This window comes from Flavobacterium frigidarium DSM 17623 (genome assembly GCF_000425505.1).
GTDB lineage: Bacteria > Bacteroidota > Bacteroidia > Flavobacteriales > Flavobacteriaceae > Flavobacterium > Flavobacterium frigidarium.
Genome location: NZ_AUDO01000001.1, coordinates 65526 through 79698 on the forward strand (window position 1 = coordinate 65526; position 14173 = coordinate 79698).

General features: G+C 34.6%; 16 protein-coding genes. 5 read left to right on the forward strand and 11 right to left on the reverse strand.

The window, feature by feature from the left end; all coding sequences use genetic code 11:
• Positions 1-6 precede the first annotated feature (6 nt).
• The 5 genes from H603_RS0100300 to H603_RS0100320 all read left to right on the forward strand — a co-directional run bounded on the left by H603_RS0100300 (position 7) and on the right by H603_RS0100320 (position 5375).
• Positions 7-1263 (forward strand): voltage-gated chloride channel family protein, encoded by a 1257-nt coding sequence (locus H603_RS0100300; protein ID WP_026706707.1) that lies wholly within the window; start codon positions 7-9, stop codon positions 1261-1263.
• 69 nt (positions 1264-1332) lie between these two features.
• Positions 1333-2340, forward strand: coding sequence for a DHH family phosphoesterase (locus H603_RS0100305; protein WP_026706708.1), 1008 nt, complete (start codon positions 1333-1335; stop codon positions 2338-2340).
• A 3-nt stretch (positions 2341-2343) separates the two neighbouring features.
• A complete protein-coding gene (gene gldI / locus H603_RS16185) occupies positions 2344-3006 on the forward strand; it encodes a gliding motility-associated peptidyl-prolyl isomerase GldI (protein ID WP_035675091.1) in 663 nt (220 codons plus the stop codon).
• Between the two features lie 15 nt (positions 3007-3021).
• Positions 3022-4146, forward strand: a complete 1125-nt coding sequence (locus tag H603_RS0100315; RefSeq protein WP_026706709.1) for a peptidylprolyl isomerase — start codon at positions 3022-3024, stop codon at positions 4144-4146.
• Between the two features lie 35 nt (positions 4147-4181).
• Positions 4182-5375, forward strand: coding sequence for a peptidylprolyl isomerase (locus H603_RS0100320; protein WP_026706710.1), 1194 nt, complete (start codon positions 4182-4184; stop codon positions 5373-5375).
• An 86-nt stretch (positions 5376-5461) separates the two neighbouring features.
• Here the strand turns inward: H603_RS0100320 and H603_RS0100325 are convergent, their stop codons facing one another.
• The 11 genes from H603_RS0100325 to H603_RS0100370 all read right to left on the reverse strand — a co-directional run bounded on the left by H603_RS0100325 (position 5462) and on the right by H603_RS0100370 (position 14097).
• Positions 5462-5902 (reverse strand): hypothetical protein, encoded by a 441-nt coding sequence (locus H603_RS0100325; protein ID WP_026706711.1) that lies wholly within the window; start codon positions 5900-5902, stop codon positions 5462-5464.
• A 153-nt stretch (positions 5903-6055) separates the two neighbouring features.
• Positions 6056-6664 (reverse strand): GNAT family N-acetyltransferase, encoded by a 609-nt coding sequence (locus H603_RS0100330; RefSeq protein WP_026706712.1) that lies wholly within the window; start codon positions 6662-6664, stop codon positions 6056-6058.
• A 118-nt stretch (positions 6665-6782) separates the two neighbouring features.
• On the reverse strand, positions 6783-7142 hold the full coding sequence (locus tag H603_RS0100335; protein ID WP_026706713.1) for a hypothetical protein: 360 nt from the start codon (positions 7140-7142) through the stop codon (positions 6783-6785).
• A 69-nt stretch (positions 7143-7211) separates the two neighbouring features.
• On the reverse strand, positions 7212-8390 hold the full coding sequence (locus H603_RS0100340) for an AIR synthase related protein (RefSeq protein WP_026706714.1): 1179 nt from the start codon (positions 8388-8390) through the stop codon (positions 7212-7214).
• A 183-nt stretch (positions 8391-8573) separates the two neighbouring features.
• Positions 8574-10067, reverse strand: a complete 1494-nt coding sequence (locus tag H603_RS0100345; protein WP_026706715.1) for a carboxypeptidase regulatory-like domain-containing protein — start codon at positions 10065-10067, stop codon at positions 8574-8576.
• Positions 10068-10137: 70 nt separating this feature from the next.
• Positions 10138-11496 (reverse strand): CsgG/HfaB family protein, encoded by a 1359-nt coding sequence (locus H603_RS0100350; RefSeq protein ID WP_026706716.1) that lies wholly within the window; start codon positions 11494-11496, stop codon positions 10138-10140.
• Positions 11497-11500: 4 nt separating this feature from the next.
• A complete protein-coding gene (locus H603_RS0100355) occupies positions 11501-11899 on the reverse strand; it encodes a curli production assembly/transport component CsgF (RefSeq protein ID WP_026706717.1) in 399 nt (132 codons plus the stop codon).
• A 15-nt stretch (positions 11900-11914) separates the two neighbouring features.
• A complete protein-coding gene (locus tag H603_RS17220) occupies positions 11915-12238 on the reverse strand; it encodes a CsgE family curli-type amyloid fiber assembly protein (RefSeq protein ID WP_169628280.1) in 324 nt (107 codons plus the stop codon).
• 2 nt (positions 12239-12240) lie between these two features.
• Positions 12241-12639: a curli-like amyloid fiber formation chaperone CsgH gene (gene csgH / locus H603_RS0100360; protein ID WP_026706718.1), complete on the reverse strand. Its 399-nt coding sequence runs from the start codon at positions 12637-12639 to the stop codon at positions 12241-12243.
• 1 nt (position 12640) lies between these two features.
• Positions 12641-13171 carry a hypothetical protein gene (locus H603_RS17510; protein WP_026706719.1) on the reverse strand — a complete coding sequence of 177 codons (531 nt, stop codon included), beginning with the start codon at positions 13169-13171 and terminating at the stop codon, positions 12641-12643.
• Between the two features lie 71 nt (positions 13172-13242).
• Positions 13243-14097: a hypothetical protein gene (locus tag H603_RS0100370; protein WP_026706720.1), complete on the reverse strand. Its 855-nt coding sequence runs from the start codon at positions 14095-14097 to the stop codon at positions 13243-13245.
• Between the last annotated feature and the right edge of the window lie 76 nt (positions 14098-14173).

Sequence of the window (14173 nt, forward strand, 5' to 3'; positions counted from 1 at the left end):
TATAAAATGAATTTATCTACAATAAAAACAGTTATCGTTCTCCTATTTAAGTGGGTTCTTATTTGTGCTTTAATCGGTTTTTTTTCAGGGTCAGCATCTGCTTTTCTACTTGTTGCATTAGAATGGGCTGCTGCAACAAGGGAGAATACTGTTTGGATTATTTGGCTGTTGCCAATAGCCGGGTTGTTAATTGGGCTGAGTTACCATTATTATGGAGTAATAGCCGTTAGAGGGAATAACTTATTACTGGAAGAATATGAAAAACCGGTAGCCAAAATTCCGCTTCGCATGGCTCCATTAGTTCTGTTTGGGACTATTGGCACGCATTTATTTGGAGGTTCAGCTGGACGCGAAGGTACAGCAGTGCAAATGGGAGGTGCAATTGCCGACCAGTTTACCTCCTTTTTTAAACTAGACAAACCCGATAGAAAAACGATTATCATATTAGGAATTAGTGCTGGTTTTGCTTCTGTATTTGGCACACCTTTAGCCGGAGCAATCTTTGCTCTTGAAGTAGTCTATTTTAGCAAAATTAGTTTAAAAAGCACCGCTCTTTCTTTTGTAGTAGCTTATTTCGCCTATTATACGGTAGAACTTTGGCAAGTACACCATACTCAATATGCTATTCCGTTTGTTCCTGATTTTTCACTCACAACACTAGGCTGGATTATTCCTGCAAGCTTATTATTTGGTTTGGCTGCTATGTTATTTTCGAGAAGTACCCATTTTTGGGGCAAGCTGTTTGCAACTTATTTTACTTATGCTCCATTACGTCCATTTGTGGGCGGCATAATAATTGCAACGGTAGTATTTTTAATGGGAACAACAAAATTCATTGGTTTAGGCGTACCTACTATTGTTGAATCCTTTTCAACTCCTAGCGGGTACTATGATTTTCTTTGGAAAATTTTGTTAACGGGATTTACTTTAGGAGCTGGTTTTAAAGGAGGTGAAGTGACTCCCTTATTTTTTATCGGAGCGACATTAGGAAGTGCATTATCCTTGATTATTCCTTTACCTATTGCTTTTTTAGCTGGCTTAGGATTTGTAGCTGTATTTTCAGGAGCCACACACACTCCTATAGCTTGTACGGTAATGGGGTTAGAACTCTTTGGAACTGAAGGCGGAATTTACATCGCTATTGCTTGCTTTATTGCCTATCTAGCTTCTGGCTCAGTGGGAATATATCATGCACAAATCGTTAAAGGAGCTAAATACCATTTATACCAAAAACTAAAACGAACAAAAAGAGCATCACTTTAAACACTCTTTAATCTGATTATTTAAAAATGATTTCAAACTTTACATTAAAAAAATGTAATTTCGCATACTATGAAAAAACAAGATATTGAAGCTATAGCGTTGTTATTAGCAACACCAAAAAAAATTGCAATTATACCGCATAGAAGTCCTGATGGAGATGCTATGGGATCAACACTGGCCTTGTACCATTTTTTATCTAAATTTAACCATGACGCAGTAGTTATCGCGCCTAACGAATTTCCTGATTTTTTAGCTTGGCTTCCTGGCTCTGAAACAGTGAAAATTTTCGAAAAAGATAAAGATAACTGCACAAGCATATTAAATGAAGCAGATATCGTATTTACTTTAGACTTTAATGCTTTTCATCGTGTGGGTCATGAAATGGAAAAAGCTTTGGCATCCTTGGATACTACGTTCATTATGATTGATCATCACCAAAAGCCAGATGATTATGCTGCTTACATGTACAGTGATACCGCTTTTGGTTCTACATGCGAAATGATTTATAATTTCATCGAATTTCTAGGAAAGAAAGAATTTCTAGACAAAACGATTGGTACCTGCATTTATACCGGAATTTTAACTGATTCAGGTTCGTTTCGCTTTCCTGGCACAAATGGAAATACACACCGCATTGTTGCACACTTAATAGATTTGGGTGTAGAAAACACTAAAATACCAAACCTACTTTTCGAAAATAGTTCATATCAACGCTTGCAACTTTTAGGGAGAGCACTTCAAAATATGAAAGTTTTTAATCAGTATCAAACTTCTTATACTACACTTACGCAAGAGGAATTAGACACTTTTGAATATGTAAAAGGGGATACTGAAGGAATTGTAAATTATGGTTTGAGTATAAAGGGAATCGTATTTACTGCGATTTTTATCGAAAACAAAGACGAAAAAATCATCAAAATATCTTTTAGATCTCAGGGTGATTTTGATGCTAACCAGTTTGCAAGAGACCATTTTAATGGAGGCGGACATAAAAATGCAGCTGGTGGAAGATCAGAGGTTTCAATGGAAGAAACCATTCAAAAATTCGAAAAATTAGTTGCTAACTTAACGATATAAACAATGAAATTAAGGCACTCAATCGCATTATTAACTTTTGCTATGGTAGCAGTAACAAGTTGTAAGCAACAGCAAGAAGCAAGAAGACCCTTATCTCAAAGTTCAGGATCGTTCATGAAAAAATCTGTAGAGCGTAATAAAAAATTGGTCGCTACAGAAGAAGATGTTATTAAAGGAATCATCAAGAATAATGCTTCAAAAAAATATACAGCTTCTGCAAAAGGATATTGGTACACTTACGAGATAGCAAATACAAACGACACTTTGAGACCTAAAAGAGGTGATGTAGCCTTATTCAATTATGAGGTAAAAGACCTAAAAGGAAACATTATTTACAATGAACTCGAGCTTAGACCTCAAGTATATTATGTTGATAAACAAGAAATCATGATGGGATTGAGAGACGCTATTAAATTGATGCGTAAAGGAGAGAAGATAAGTTTTCTATTTCCTTCACACATTGCTTATGGGTATCATGGTGATAATAAAAAGATAGGTCCAAACGTACCATTGCAAGTTACCGTTACTTTAAATAATTTTATGCCTGAGGCAGTTTACGACAAGGGAACTACAGCAGCTGCACCAATAGCGACTCAACAAAAAGCAGAAAAAGCACTACCTCTCAAACCAGTAGCTGCAAAACCAGAAAGAGACACCATAAATTAAGTTAATACTATTGATATGAAAAAGAAGATTCTATTTGTACTACTAGCAGTAATTGCTTTATCATCATGTAAGGAAGACAACAACAACCTTCCTGATGGATTGTACGCCAAATTAGAAACTAGTAAAGGTGAAATTATTGTAGCTTTAGATTACAAAAAAGCGCCAATAACAGTGGCTAATTTTGTGACTCTGGCGGAAGGTAAGAACGATTTCGTCACAAATAACAACCTTAAGGGAAAACCATTTTTTGATGGTTTAAAATTTCATCGTGTTATTAATGATTTCATGATCCAAACTGGAGATCCACTAGGAACAGGTTCTGGAGATGGAGGTTATAAATTCAAGGATGAATTCTCTGACTTACGTTTTGAAAAAGGAGGTGTTCTTGCAATGGCTAATAATGGACCAGCAACAAACAGCAGTCAATTTTTTATTACACATGTAGCAACACCTTGGTTAGATGGCAAACACACTATTTTTGGACACGTAGTCGAAAATGGTATGGAGGTTGTCAATAAAATTCAGCAAAACGACTACTTGAACAAAGTAACGATTATCAGAAATGGTGAAGCAGCAAAAAAATTCGACGCTGTTAAAACATTTTTTAACTATTTCTCAGTAGAGTCTGAAAATCAAAAAAAGATTTTAGCACAAGAAGCTCAGGAAAAGAAAGTCTATGACGAAAAATACAAAGATGTTCGTGAAGACAAAGTAAAATACTTTAATGCTTTAAAGAGTAAAGTAACAAGAACTTCAACAGGTTTAAAATATGTGATTACTAAAAAAACTGCAAACAAAAAACCTGCAAATGGAACACAAGTATTTATTCACTATGCTGGTTTTTTAGAAGACGGACAATTATTTGATAGTAGCATCGAAAATGTAGCCGCTACTTTTGGGAAATTTGATCAAAATAGAGCGGATCAAAACGGCTATCAACCAATACCTTTTCAAGCTGGTCGCAAAGAAGGAATGATACCTGGTTTTATCGAAGGTTTAGAAAAATTATCATATGGTGAAAAAGCAATTCTGTTTATTCCGTCGCACTTAGCGTATGGAGCTGGAGGAGCTGGTGACGTGATTCCACCAAATGCAAACATCATTTTCGAAATAGAATTAATGGATGCCAATCCACAATAACGTCACAATTAAGTTTTATCAATATACCTACAGCAATGAATTTTAAAATTTTAGGACTTGTACTATTTGGTGTTATCAATTTACAAGCGCAAACAATAAAAAAAACTTCTACAGCACTTGCTGAGAGTAAAAAAGTAGAAATACCTTTCTCATTGAAAGAAAATGATGGACTTTATGCTACTATCTCAACTAATAAAGGAGATATCATCGTCTCTTTAGACTACGTAAACGCTCCAGTAACAACTGCTAATTTTGTTTCTTTGGCAGAAGGTAAAAACAAATCCATTACTGATAAAGCCCTTATAAAGAAACCGTTTTATAATGGCTTGAAATTTCATAGAGTTATCAAAGATTTTATGATTCAAACTGGTGATCCACTAGGTACAGGTAGCGGTGGTTCAGGATATAGTTTTAAAGATGAATTTGGAGACGCAAAGTTTGATAAAGCAGGAGTGCTTGCAATGGCAAACTCTGGACCTGCAACTAATTCTAGCCAAATATTCATCACTCATAAAGAAACGCCTTGGCTTAATGGCAAACACACTATTTTTGGTCAAGTTGTCAGCGGCATGGACGTTGTTAATGCAATCGCACAAGAAGATGTTATCAATAAAGTAACAATCACTCGCACAGGGAAAGCAGCAAAGAAATTTAAAGCCGATAAGGTTTTTGCTAACTACTTTAACAACAAAGCCGAAGACGCTAGAAAACAAGCAATCATCGACGAAGAGAAAAAACAAGCGCTTATCAAAATTGAAGAGGAAAAAGCAGCAGCCCGCAAATTAATGATAGTAGAGAAAGCAGCATACTTCAAATCAATGAAGTCTACTGCAACAACGACAACCTCTGGTTTTGCATATAAAATTATTAAAAAAGGAACAGATGTAAAACCTATTGCAGGATCAACATTTTATTTTCACTACGCAGGATATTTTGAAGATGGTAATCTATTTGACAGCAGCTATGAAGATGTTAGCAAAGACTATGGGAAATTTGACGAGCGAAGAGCTGCCGCTAACGGATACAGACCCTTACCTTTTCAAGCAGGCCGAAAAGACGGTATGATTCCTGGATTTATGGAGGCATTAAACTTAATGAGCTACGGCGATAAAATGGTTGCCTTTATACCAGCTAATCTTGCTTATGGAGCAAAGGGAGCTGGTGATGTGATACCTGCCAACACTGATCTAATTTTTGAATTAGAGATGTTTGAAAAACAAGATAATTAAGCACTACAAAACAATTAAAAACCCGATAAGTACTTTACTTATCGGGTTTTTTAATTTTATGATAATCTGTAACTAAGTAGCTTAAATTATTTTTTACCAAATTTCCAGTCAAATTCATCTTTTTCATTGATGATAGCGCCTATTTCAAACTTAACAACCTCATCAAATTCAGTTTGCAAGATGATCCAGTTGTCTTCATTAAAGTAATTCTCAAAAGTATCAAATTCTTCTTGAGTAAACTTTGCAATTCCTTTGCGAGACAAATCTTTTTTTACTTCTTTTATTTTTCTTCCAATAATCTTATTTTCGAATAACTCTAAATCAGCGCTAGAAGCAACTAGATATCCTAATTTAAGATCTTCTTCATGGTAAAACGTTAAACGAATTTTAAGTGCGTTGTAAGAGAAAATAACATTATCATCTTCATCTTTGTAATTTCTGTCAGGCTTACCATAAATAGTAATTACATCATTTTGTTTCATTCCGAAAATGAGTTTATCAATTCCGCTTTTTAAATTTATTTTCATCTTTTTTATTTTATTATTCTTATGAAGCAATAGCAATCGTTTACCATATTACTATTGTGTAACCGCCAATTACTGCCGCTGCAAAGTTCGCAAAGTTTTTAATAATCACGCTATTTATAGAACTATAAATTATTAAATACTTGTTTCAAAGTACTAATTTATAATTGCGATAGCTGCTTGTAAATTTTGTTTTACGGTTTCAAACCATTCGTTTCTTAAAATACTCAATACAATTGTATCCCTACGAGTAGGATTATCATAAGTAGGCATGTGACTACGCATTACCCCTTCTACCACACAGCCAATACTTTTCATTGCAGCTATGCTCCTCGCGTTGTTACTATCAGCTCTAAATTCAACGCGTTCTATATTTAATTCTTCGAATGCAAATTGTAATAACAAAAATTTACAGTGTTTGTTTAAACCCGTTCCTCTAAATTCTTTTCCGTACCAAGTATAGCCCAATTGCAATGTTTTATGACTGAAATTAATATCATAAAAACGCGTACATCCAGCATATGAATTTGTCCTCTTATCGAAAACTATGAATGGGAACTGCGTTTTATCTTCCCTAGATTTTATAGCTGATGTAATGTAATTAATCATGTTTTCTTCGCCATTTGCTCTAACTAGAGAATAGTGCCAAGTATCCGGTTGATTGATTGCAAAATTAAGTAAATGATCAATATCTGAATGTTGTAGCGGACGCAACAGCACAGCATCATTTTCTAAATGAATATTATGTGAGAAATCAAATTCCATATCAACTATTTTATATTCGTTCAAATGTGACTTTGCTGTTTTCCTTTAAAGTAAAAGAGACAATAAAAATACGTATTTCTATTGTCTCTTTTATGTAATTATACATTTCAGAAAATGATTATTCGCTCATTTCGTCATAACGCTCAGGCACTTGAGGATCGTAAAGCGGACATTTGAATTCCTCCATCACACTTACCAACTTATCCATCGTTGTACCTTGTGTACCGTAGCAGTCAATCTTTATGCTCTGCGGAGTAGTACGCACTTGAAAAGCACCTACTCCATCATTGTTCTTCCAACTTTTATCATCTACTTTTTCCCATTTTGAGAATACTGATGCTATTCTATTCAAAATCACTTGAACAGGAAGTTCCTCAAGACCTTCGATGACTACTTGTTCCTCAGAAATATATTCATAAATCTCGTGGTGATTCAAGTATACTTCTTCTAAATATTTCCAAAATACTAATTCGTACATTTTATTAAATTGAAAGATTGAAAAATTGAAAGATTAAAAATCTCTCATTTACTACATGTAGCCCGCTTGCTAATATTCAAAAGTCCCGTATTCACTATTGATTGTTAACTTTTTATCATTGGCAGCTTCGACTCTACCTACGATTTGTGCATCAACGTTGAATGATTTAGAAATTGCAATAATATCCTGCGCCACAGTTTCAGGAACATAAACTTCCATACGGTGCCCGCAATTGAATACTTGGTACATTTCTTTCCAATCTGTTTTTGATTGCTCTTGTATCAATTTAAAAAGTGGCGGTACCGGAAATAAATTATCCTTTATAATGTGTAGGTTTTTTACAAAATGTAAAATCTTAGTTTGCGCTCCTCCACTACAATGCACCATTCCGTGGATATCATCAGATGAGTATTTATCTAAAATTTTCTTGATAATAGGTGCGTAGGTTCTCGTAGGAGAAAGCACTAACTGCCCTGCATCAATAGGGGAATTTTCGACAGCATCCGTCAGTTTTACTTGACCTGAATAAATCAGATCCTCAGGAACTGCAGCATCAAAACTTTCAGGATATTTAGTAGCTAAATATTTTTCGAAAACATCGTGACGAGCAGATGTAAGTCCGTTACTTCCCATTCCGCCATTGTAACTTTTCTCATAAGTTGCTTGACCAAAAGAAGCCATACCTACAATAACATCACCAGCTCTAATTTTGGCATTATCAATTACTTTTGAACGTTTCATGCGCGCCGTTACAGTAGAATCTACAATAATAGTGCGTACAATATCACCAACGTCAGCTGTTTCACCGCCTGTAGAATGAATGGTTACGCCAAAAGAATCGAGCTCTTTTATTAGTTCCTCTGTTCCATTGATAATTGCTGATAAAACTTCGCCCGGAATCAAATTTTTATTTCTTCCAATCGTTGATGAAAGTAAAATATTATCTGTTGCTCCTACACATAATAAATCGTCGATATTCATGATTAAGGCATCTTGAGCAATCCCTTTCCAAACAGAGATATCTCCCGTTTCTTTCCAGTACATATAAGCAAGAGACGATTTTGTTCCTGCGCCATCAGCATGCATGATCAAGCAATAGTCCTCGTCCTGAGTTAAATAATCTGGAACAATTTTACAAAATGCTTGTGGGAATAAACCTTTATCAATGTTTTTAATGGCGTTATGCACATCTTCCTTTGATGCCGAAACACCGCGTTGTGCATATCTTTTTGAAGTATCTGAACTCATGTAGTGTAGTTGTGTAAGTTGCAAATTAGCAACTGGGTTGTTTGGGCAAATATAAATATTTTTTTCGGGTTTTATGTATAGTAAAAGAGTAAGAATTAGAAGTTGTGTAGCGATATTAAAGCACATAAAAACCAAAACAGCCATCAATAACGATGGCTGCTTTCTTACTACTAAATATATAAACTATTCCCAATCTGGCATACTTGCATTGGCAAACAGAATGGTTCTTAAAGCACCAGAGCTATCAGAAGATGGTGTGTAGCGAATAATATTTTTAACAGACAAGCCATCATTTGATGTATTTGTGAATATCAGTTCGGCCTCATTAGGAGAATAGCGCGCATCTAAGTCGAGAGTTCCTGAAGGCTTACCACTCACAATCTCTACTACAACCTTAGAACTTAAAATATATTGAAAAACTCGTGTGTCTAATTGTCGGTAATTCGCTCCTTGAAATCCTGACACATCCTTAGTATAAATAATATTTTTTCCATCTACTGTAAAATTAAGTCCACCAGCTGCACCGGGATCACCGCTTGCGATTTGATTGACCACTGCCCCACTTGTATTGATTACATACAACTCTACGTTGTAACCAGTTGCGTCATTTGTTTTCAATGCAATTTTAGTTCCATCTTTACTCCAGTCACACTCCGAAATAAACTTACCATTTGATGTTTCGTAGATCATAGTAAGGCCACTCCCATCTTTGTTAATACGATACAATTTATCAAAATAGGGATATATAATTTGGCTACCTGAAGCATTCCACGAAAAGTTAAGAAAGTCGGAGTTAAATCCAGCTATTGGTACTGCAGATGTAACTTTAAATATATCAGTCCCATCGGCATTCATCGTATAAATATGATTTTGAGCGCCACTAGAACGAATAAATGCTACTTTGCCAGCTTCATTACTTTTTCTTGGTCTCCAACTATTAGTACCTGAATTAGTAATTTGCACTTCTGCACCTAGTTCATTACCTGAAAAAATAACGTTATTGTCATTAATTTTTCGAACAAATAAAAATCTTGAGTTTACAAATGAACCCGTTGTAAAAGAACCAATCGCACTCAAAACTGGCTCATTGATGCCATCATACGCCGCTACTTGCCAGATATACTTTGTACTATATGTTAATTCTTTGATGGTGAAACTTGTCTCAGCAATATCCTTATAAGTAACTACATCACTACTATTCTCTTTTCTAAGAGTGATAGTATACGTTAATGCATCTTTTTCAGGATCTGTAGCGGTCCAACTTAACGCAAGTTCTAATGCCTGGTTTACCGCATTGTCTGTAGGTGAGACCAAGACAGGTGTTGATGGTGTTTTATTATTTGAAGTTGATAATTTTAATTCGAATACAACTGTTGTTGCCTGACCTTCATTTATTGTTGCAGCTTCAAACTTGGATACATAGCCATCTTTCTGAGCTTCAAAGGAGTAATCACCTACTTTTACGTTAGGAATTGAGAACTTTCCTTCTTCGTCAGTAAATACAATGCTGGAATTAGGGCTAGAGAAGACCTTCACATTTGCTAAAGGCTTAAAATCAATCGCACTAACTACCTTACCTTCAATACTACCGTAGGTTTCTCCTGCAAATTTCTCTTCACTACACGAGCAAAGTACCAACAACAAAATACAGCAAATTTTTATATATAGATTTTTCATTATAATACATTTTAGATTGGTTGCGATAACTAGCTGATATTATCTAGAAGCGGTTTTGATGAATTAATATTTATTTTCTATTTGGGAAATAATAAGTCAGGCCTAAACCAAAGCGGTAGTAGTAATCGTCCCGCACTCCGCGATCTAAATAATCGATATTATCGCTAAAATTTACATTTTGTTCGCCATAAACTTTGATGCCTATATTATCAGATACCATATATTCTAAACCAGCTCCAAACTGAACTTTTAGATGTGTATTCTCAACGTTTTTATTGAATCCAAATCCACCCCCTACAAAAACAAATGGACTAAATCGATCTTTTGGGAGTAACATCCACTCCGCATTTAAATCAAGAGTGACGTAGCCTGCATTAAGATATCCTTTATTTGCTAGTTTCAAAACATTAGCAGAAGCACTCAAACTTAAAGAAGGCGTAATTAAATATTTCAAGGCACCACGAGCCATGGGTTGCAAAGAAGCGCTAGGATAATCACCATCCATAAGAGTAGCTCCTCCCGATAATTCCATTGCAAAACGTGTTCTTCTATCTTTTAATTCTCTAGCGTAAATTGCTGTATTATTTGCTTCTTTATTTTCTTGATCGTAATCAGCTATCATAGCATTAAGGGCTTCTTTGGAAGCATTAGCTTGCCATATATCTTTTTTAATCCCTTCAATTATCAATGTAGCAACAGCTTTTTCAATTGCTTCTGTAACGGCCATTTGTACAGGTTCATTTGTTGTATATCCCGTCTCAACTTCTAATAATCTTTTAAAATTTACATACTTAAATAAACTTTGATCAATTGCTTGGGATAATATTGTTTTTGAAATGTAAACTGATTTAAGTATTTGACCATTTGCTGTAGAAACTAGTCGAAGATAAATAGTAATACGGTCTTGTCTGTATTTTACCGAACCACCAGTTCCAAAATATCTAGCACCAAAACCACCTGTAATAATATTTGAATCATAGGAGATTATACCACCTTCTAATAAAACACCTGCATATAACAATGGCGTTATTTGTGGAGCTGTGGGCTTATCTCCCTGCGTATACTCCTCTCTAGTTGAACGTATTAAGTTACGCTCTTGCAACAAGTTTCCAATATTTTCTCTTTCGATAGGGATGAACCAGTTTGAATCTTCTAAGGCCTTGATTAATACAGAAGTTGCACCCTGTGTGACAGCAGTGCTAAAATTGCTTCCATTCTCTGAAGCTTTGTACTGCCCAGTTTGATCTCTAAATTTATAAACCCCTACAACCACTGGCTTTACAGGTTTAGGCAATCCAGTGAGAACGGTTGTTGCTGGAGTGGGCTCCCCAATAACTGCCCTCTCTATACCGGTAGGCTGATTATAATAGGCACCACAATTTATCAGTAAAAATGCTGTAGGAATTAATAAGTAGGATCTTAATTTCATAATATCAGTTTGGTATGATTACTTGGGTTTGTTCTCCAGTTTTGGTATCTAATATATCAACTGTCAATCCGCCAGAGGATGGATAAATTTCGACAGCTAGACTACCAAAAGTATAACTCCCAGCAGATAATGCATCTGTTCCAAATTGTTGTGTAAATAATGATCTTGATATTTGACCTAATAGTTGTGAATTTAGTTGATCTCTAAATTGTTCTAATTCTGTCTTTTCTACTGTTGTCACTTCTTTGGCTGTAAATTTATTTTGTGATTCAGCAGAACTCGCAAGCCACTGATAGTTGAAAGTATCTCCACCAAAAGCTGGATTTTTAGGCTTATAAACTAAGTCTTGAGCACTTGATACATAGGTAAGAAATAGTGATGCTAAAAGTAGAAGTGATTTCATAGTTTCTAATTTAAATTAGTACTGCGTAAAAGATTTTAATTGATTTTCGAGCTGCCTTAAATATTGATAGGTTTGATATACAGATGACTGAACCATAGATTCAATATACTCTTGATCAGGTCTCGCAAGAAACTCATAAACTACATTGTTATCTATGCTAATCATAATTTTAGTATTTCTACCAAAGCTTAATTCCTCTATAATAGTTACTATCTTAGCACTATTAATATTGTATTCATTGTATTTATAGTAATATAAATCATAAAATTCTTTCCCAATTTTAGTTTTAGTCTCGTCAACAATAACTCCTTTAAAAGAGAAACCATCAGCAGGTTTAATTGCTACTTTTTTTTTTCTTGATTTAACACAAAACGATCTTTTCCTATTAGCGTTTTATTTTCATCATAGAACAGCAAAAGGATCGTAATTTCGTCTTCGTTCGAAGAGTTCAATTGAGTCTCCGATAAAATCTTGGTTTGATTTGGATCTAAGGTGACAATTCCTTCTTGTGAATTGTCAGATATATTATTGCTTTTAAAATTTTTCTTTATAACAGTTAATTTATAAGAAAAACTTTGAACAATAGCACTCAAATTTTCTGACACACCTTTCACTTTAATCATTCCATTAGCTTGTTCAATTTCAATTTTGGCTTTCACTACAGTATTAGACAATTGTGCATAATGTGCTATGGAGTTTAAGATTAAAATCAAAGTTAGAAATGGTTTCGCTTTTATCATCTTACTTATAATTTATAATTACAACTGCTGCATCGTTTCCTTTTTGCACCACCTTCATATTTTGAGACAATGAATTAGAGCCAAAATTCCTTATAGTTTGATTATTCCCATCTTGGATTATTTGAGTATTAATACTGTAATTACTAGCATTTGAGTAATCTTGAATCTTATTATTATTTCCCCTTTGAACAATATCCTTTGTGATATCGTCTCCATAGGCAGTTAAGTAATATTTATTATTATCACCGTTTTGATTTACATTTATTGTTGCTTTATTACTACTTGCAGCAATAGTTGTGACATTGTAATTCCCTATTTGTTCAATGTTGACAGAGGAATTTTGAGTTGCCAAATTAGTAGAAGTGCTAAGCTGTTTTTTTTCTATTGGAAAAAATAATCCTAAGGCATTTTCTTTTTGATCAAACAATGAAGAACTGTAATTTTTAAAAATAGAATTTGACTCTTTCTCTTGAGCAAATAATGGACTAGAAAGGAATAAAAGCAACATAAAATTTAATAGTATCTTTTTCATCTTATGAGTTTTTAAATTAAAAAAATGAGATAACCTTTATGGTTATCTCATTTTAAAATAGTTACAAGATATTACATTCCGTTATTTTGTGATACAGTGATAGAGTTACCATTACCGTTAGAGTAAGCTACACTTTCATGTCCCATACCATTTTGAGTGATCATTGCATTATTATTGTTACCAATTTGCAATGTGTTGTCTAATAATCTAGTACCATCTTGAATTAAAGTAGCAGTATTGTTTCTTCCATATTGATAGTGGTTAGATACGTTTCCTGCTGCCATACCTGTTCCTGCTGGAGAAGTTTGTGTCTGGAAAGAATGATTTTCTACCCCACCTTGACTAGCATAAGCAGTGTTAGCATCTCCATTTTGAGTTTGAGTTGCATCATTATTGAAATTTGGTGACACAGGAACCGGAACCGCGTTAACAGCTGCTATCTGAGCAGATGAGAACACTGCTGTACCTGTAGGTCTTTCGTTTCCGTTAGTACCTTGGTCAATTGTAGCTACGTTTCTATTCCCTGTTTGTACTTGAATTCCCAAATCAGATCCACGTGTTGCTGCTGGTGCTCCATTAATTTGATCTTGCCAAATTGTTCCTTTGTTGTTGTTACCAGTTTGAGTTTGGAAAGCTTCGTTGTCCTTGTTGCTTTGTGAAATAAAAGCGGTATTTCGGTTACCATCTTGCAATACCTCTGCAGAGTTTCGTCTTGCGTCCCATGATCCTGGATTAATACCTTGTGAAACTTCAGAAGTGTTGCTGTTTCCAATTTGATCGACGTCTGACATGTTGTTGTGACCGTGTTGCATAACAGTAGAAACATCTGCGTTTCCTACTTGATTCACATTAGACATGTTGTTTTGAGCGAAAGAAACTGCTCCTACACATAGCATCGCGGAGATGCTTAAAATTACTTTTTTCATAATACATATATTTAATTGGTTATTAATACAAGTTATTATGTAGGTTCAAAAAAGTCTTGGGGAAAACTTTTCATCT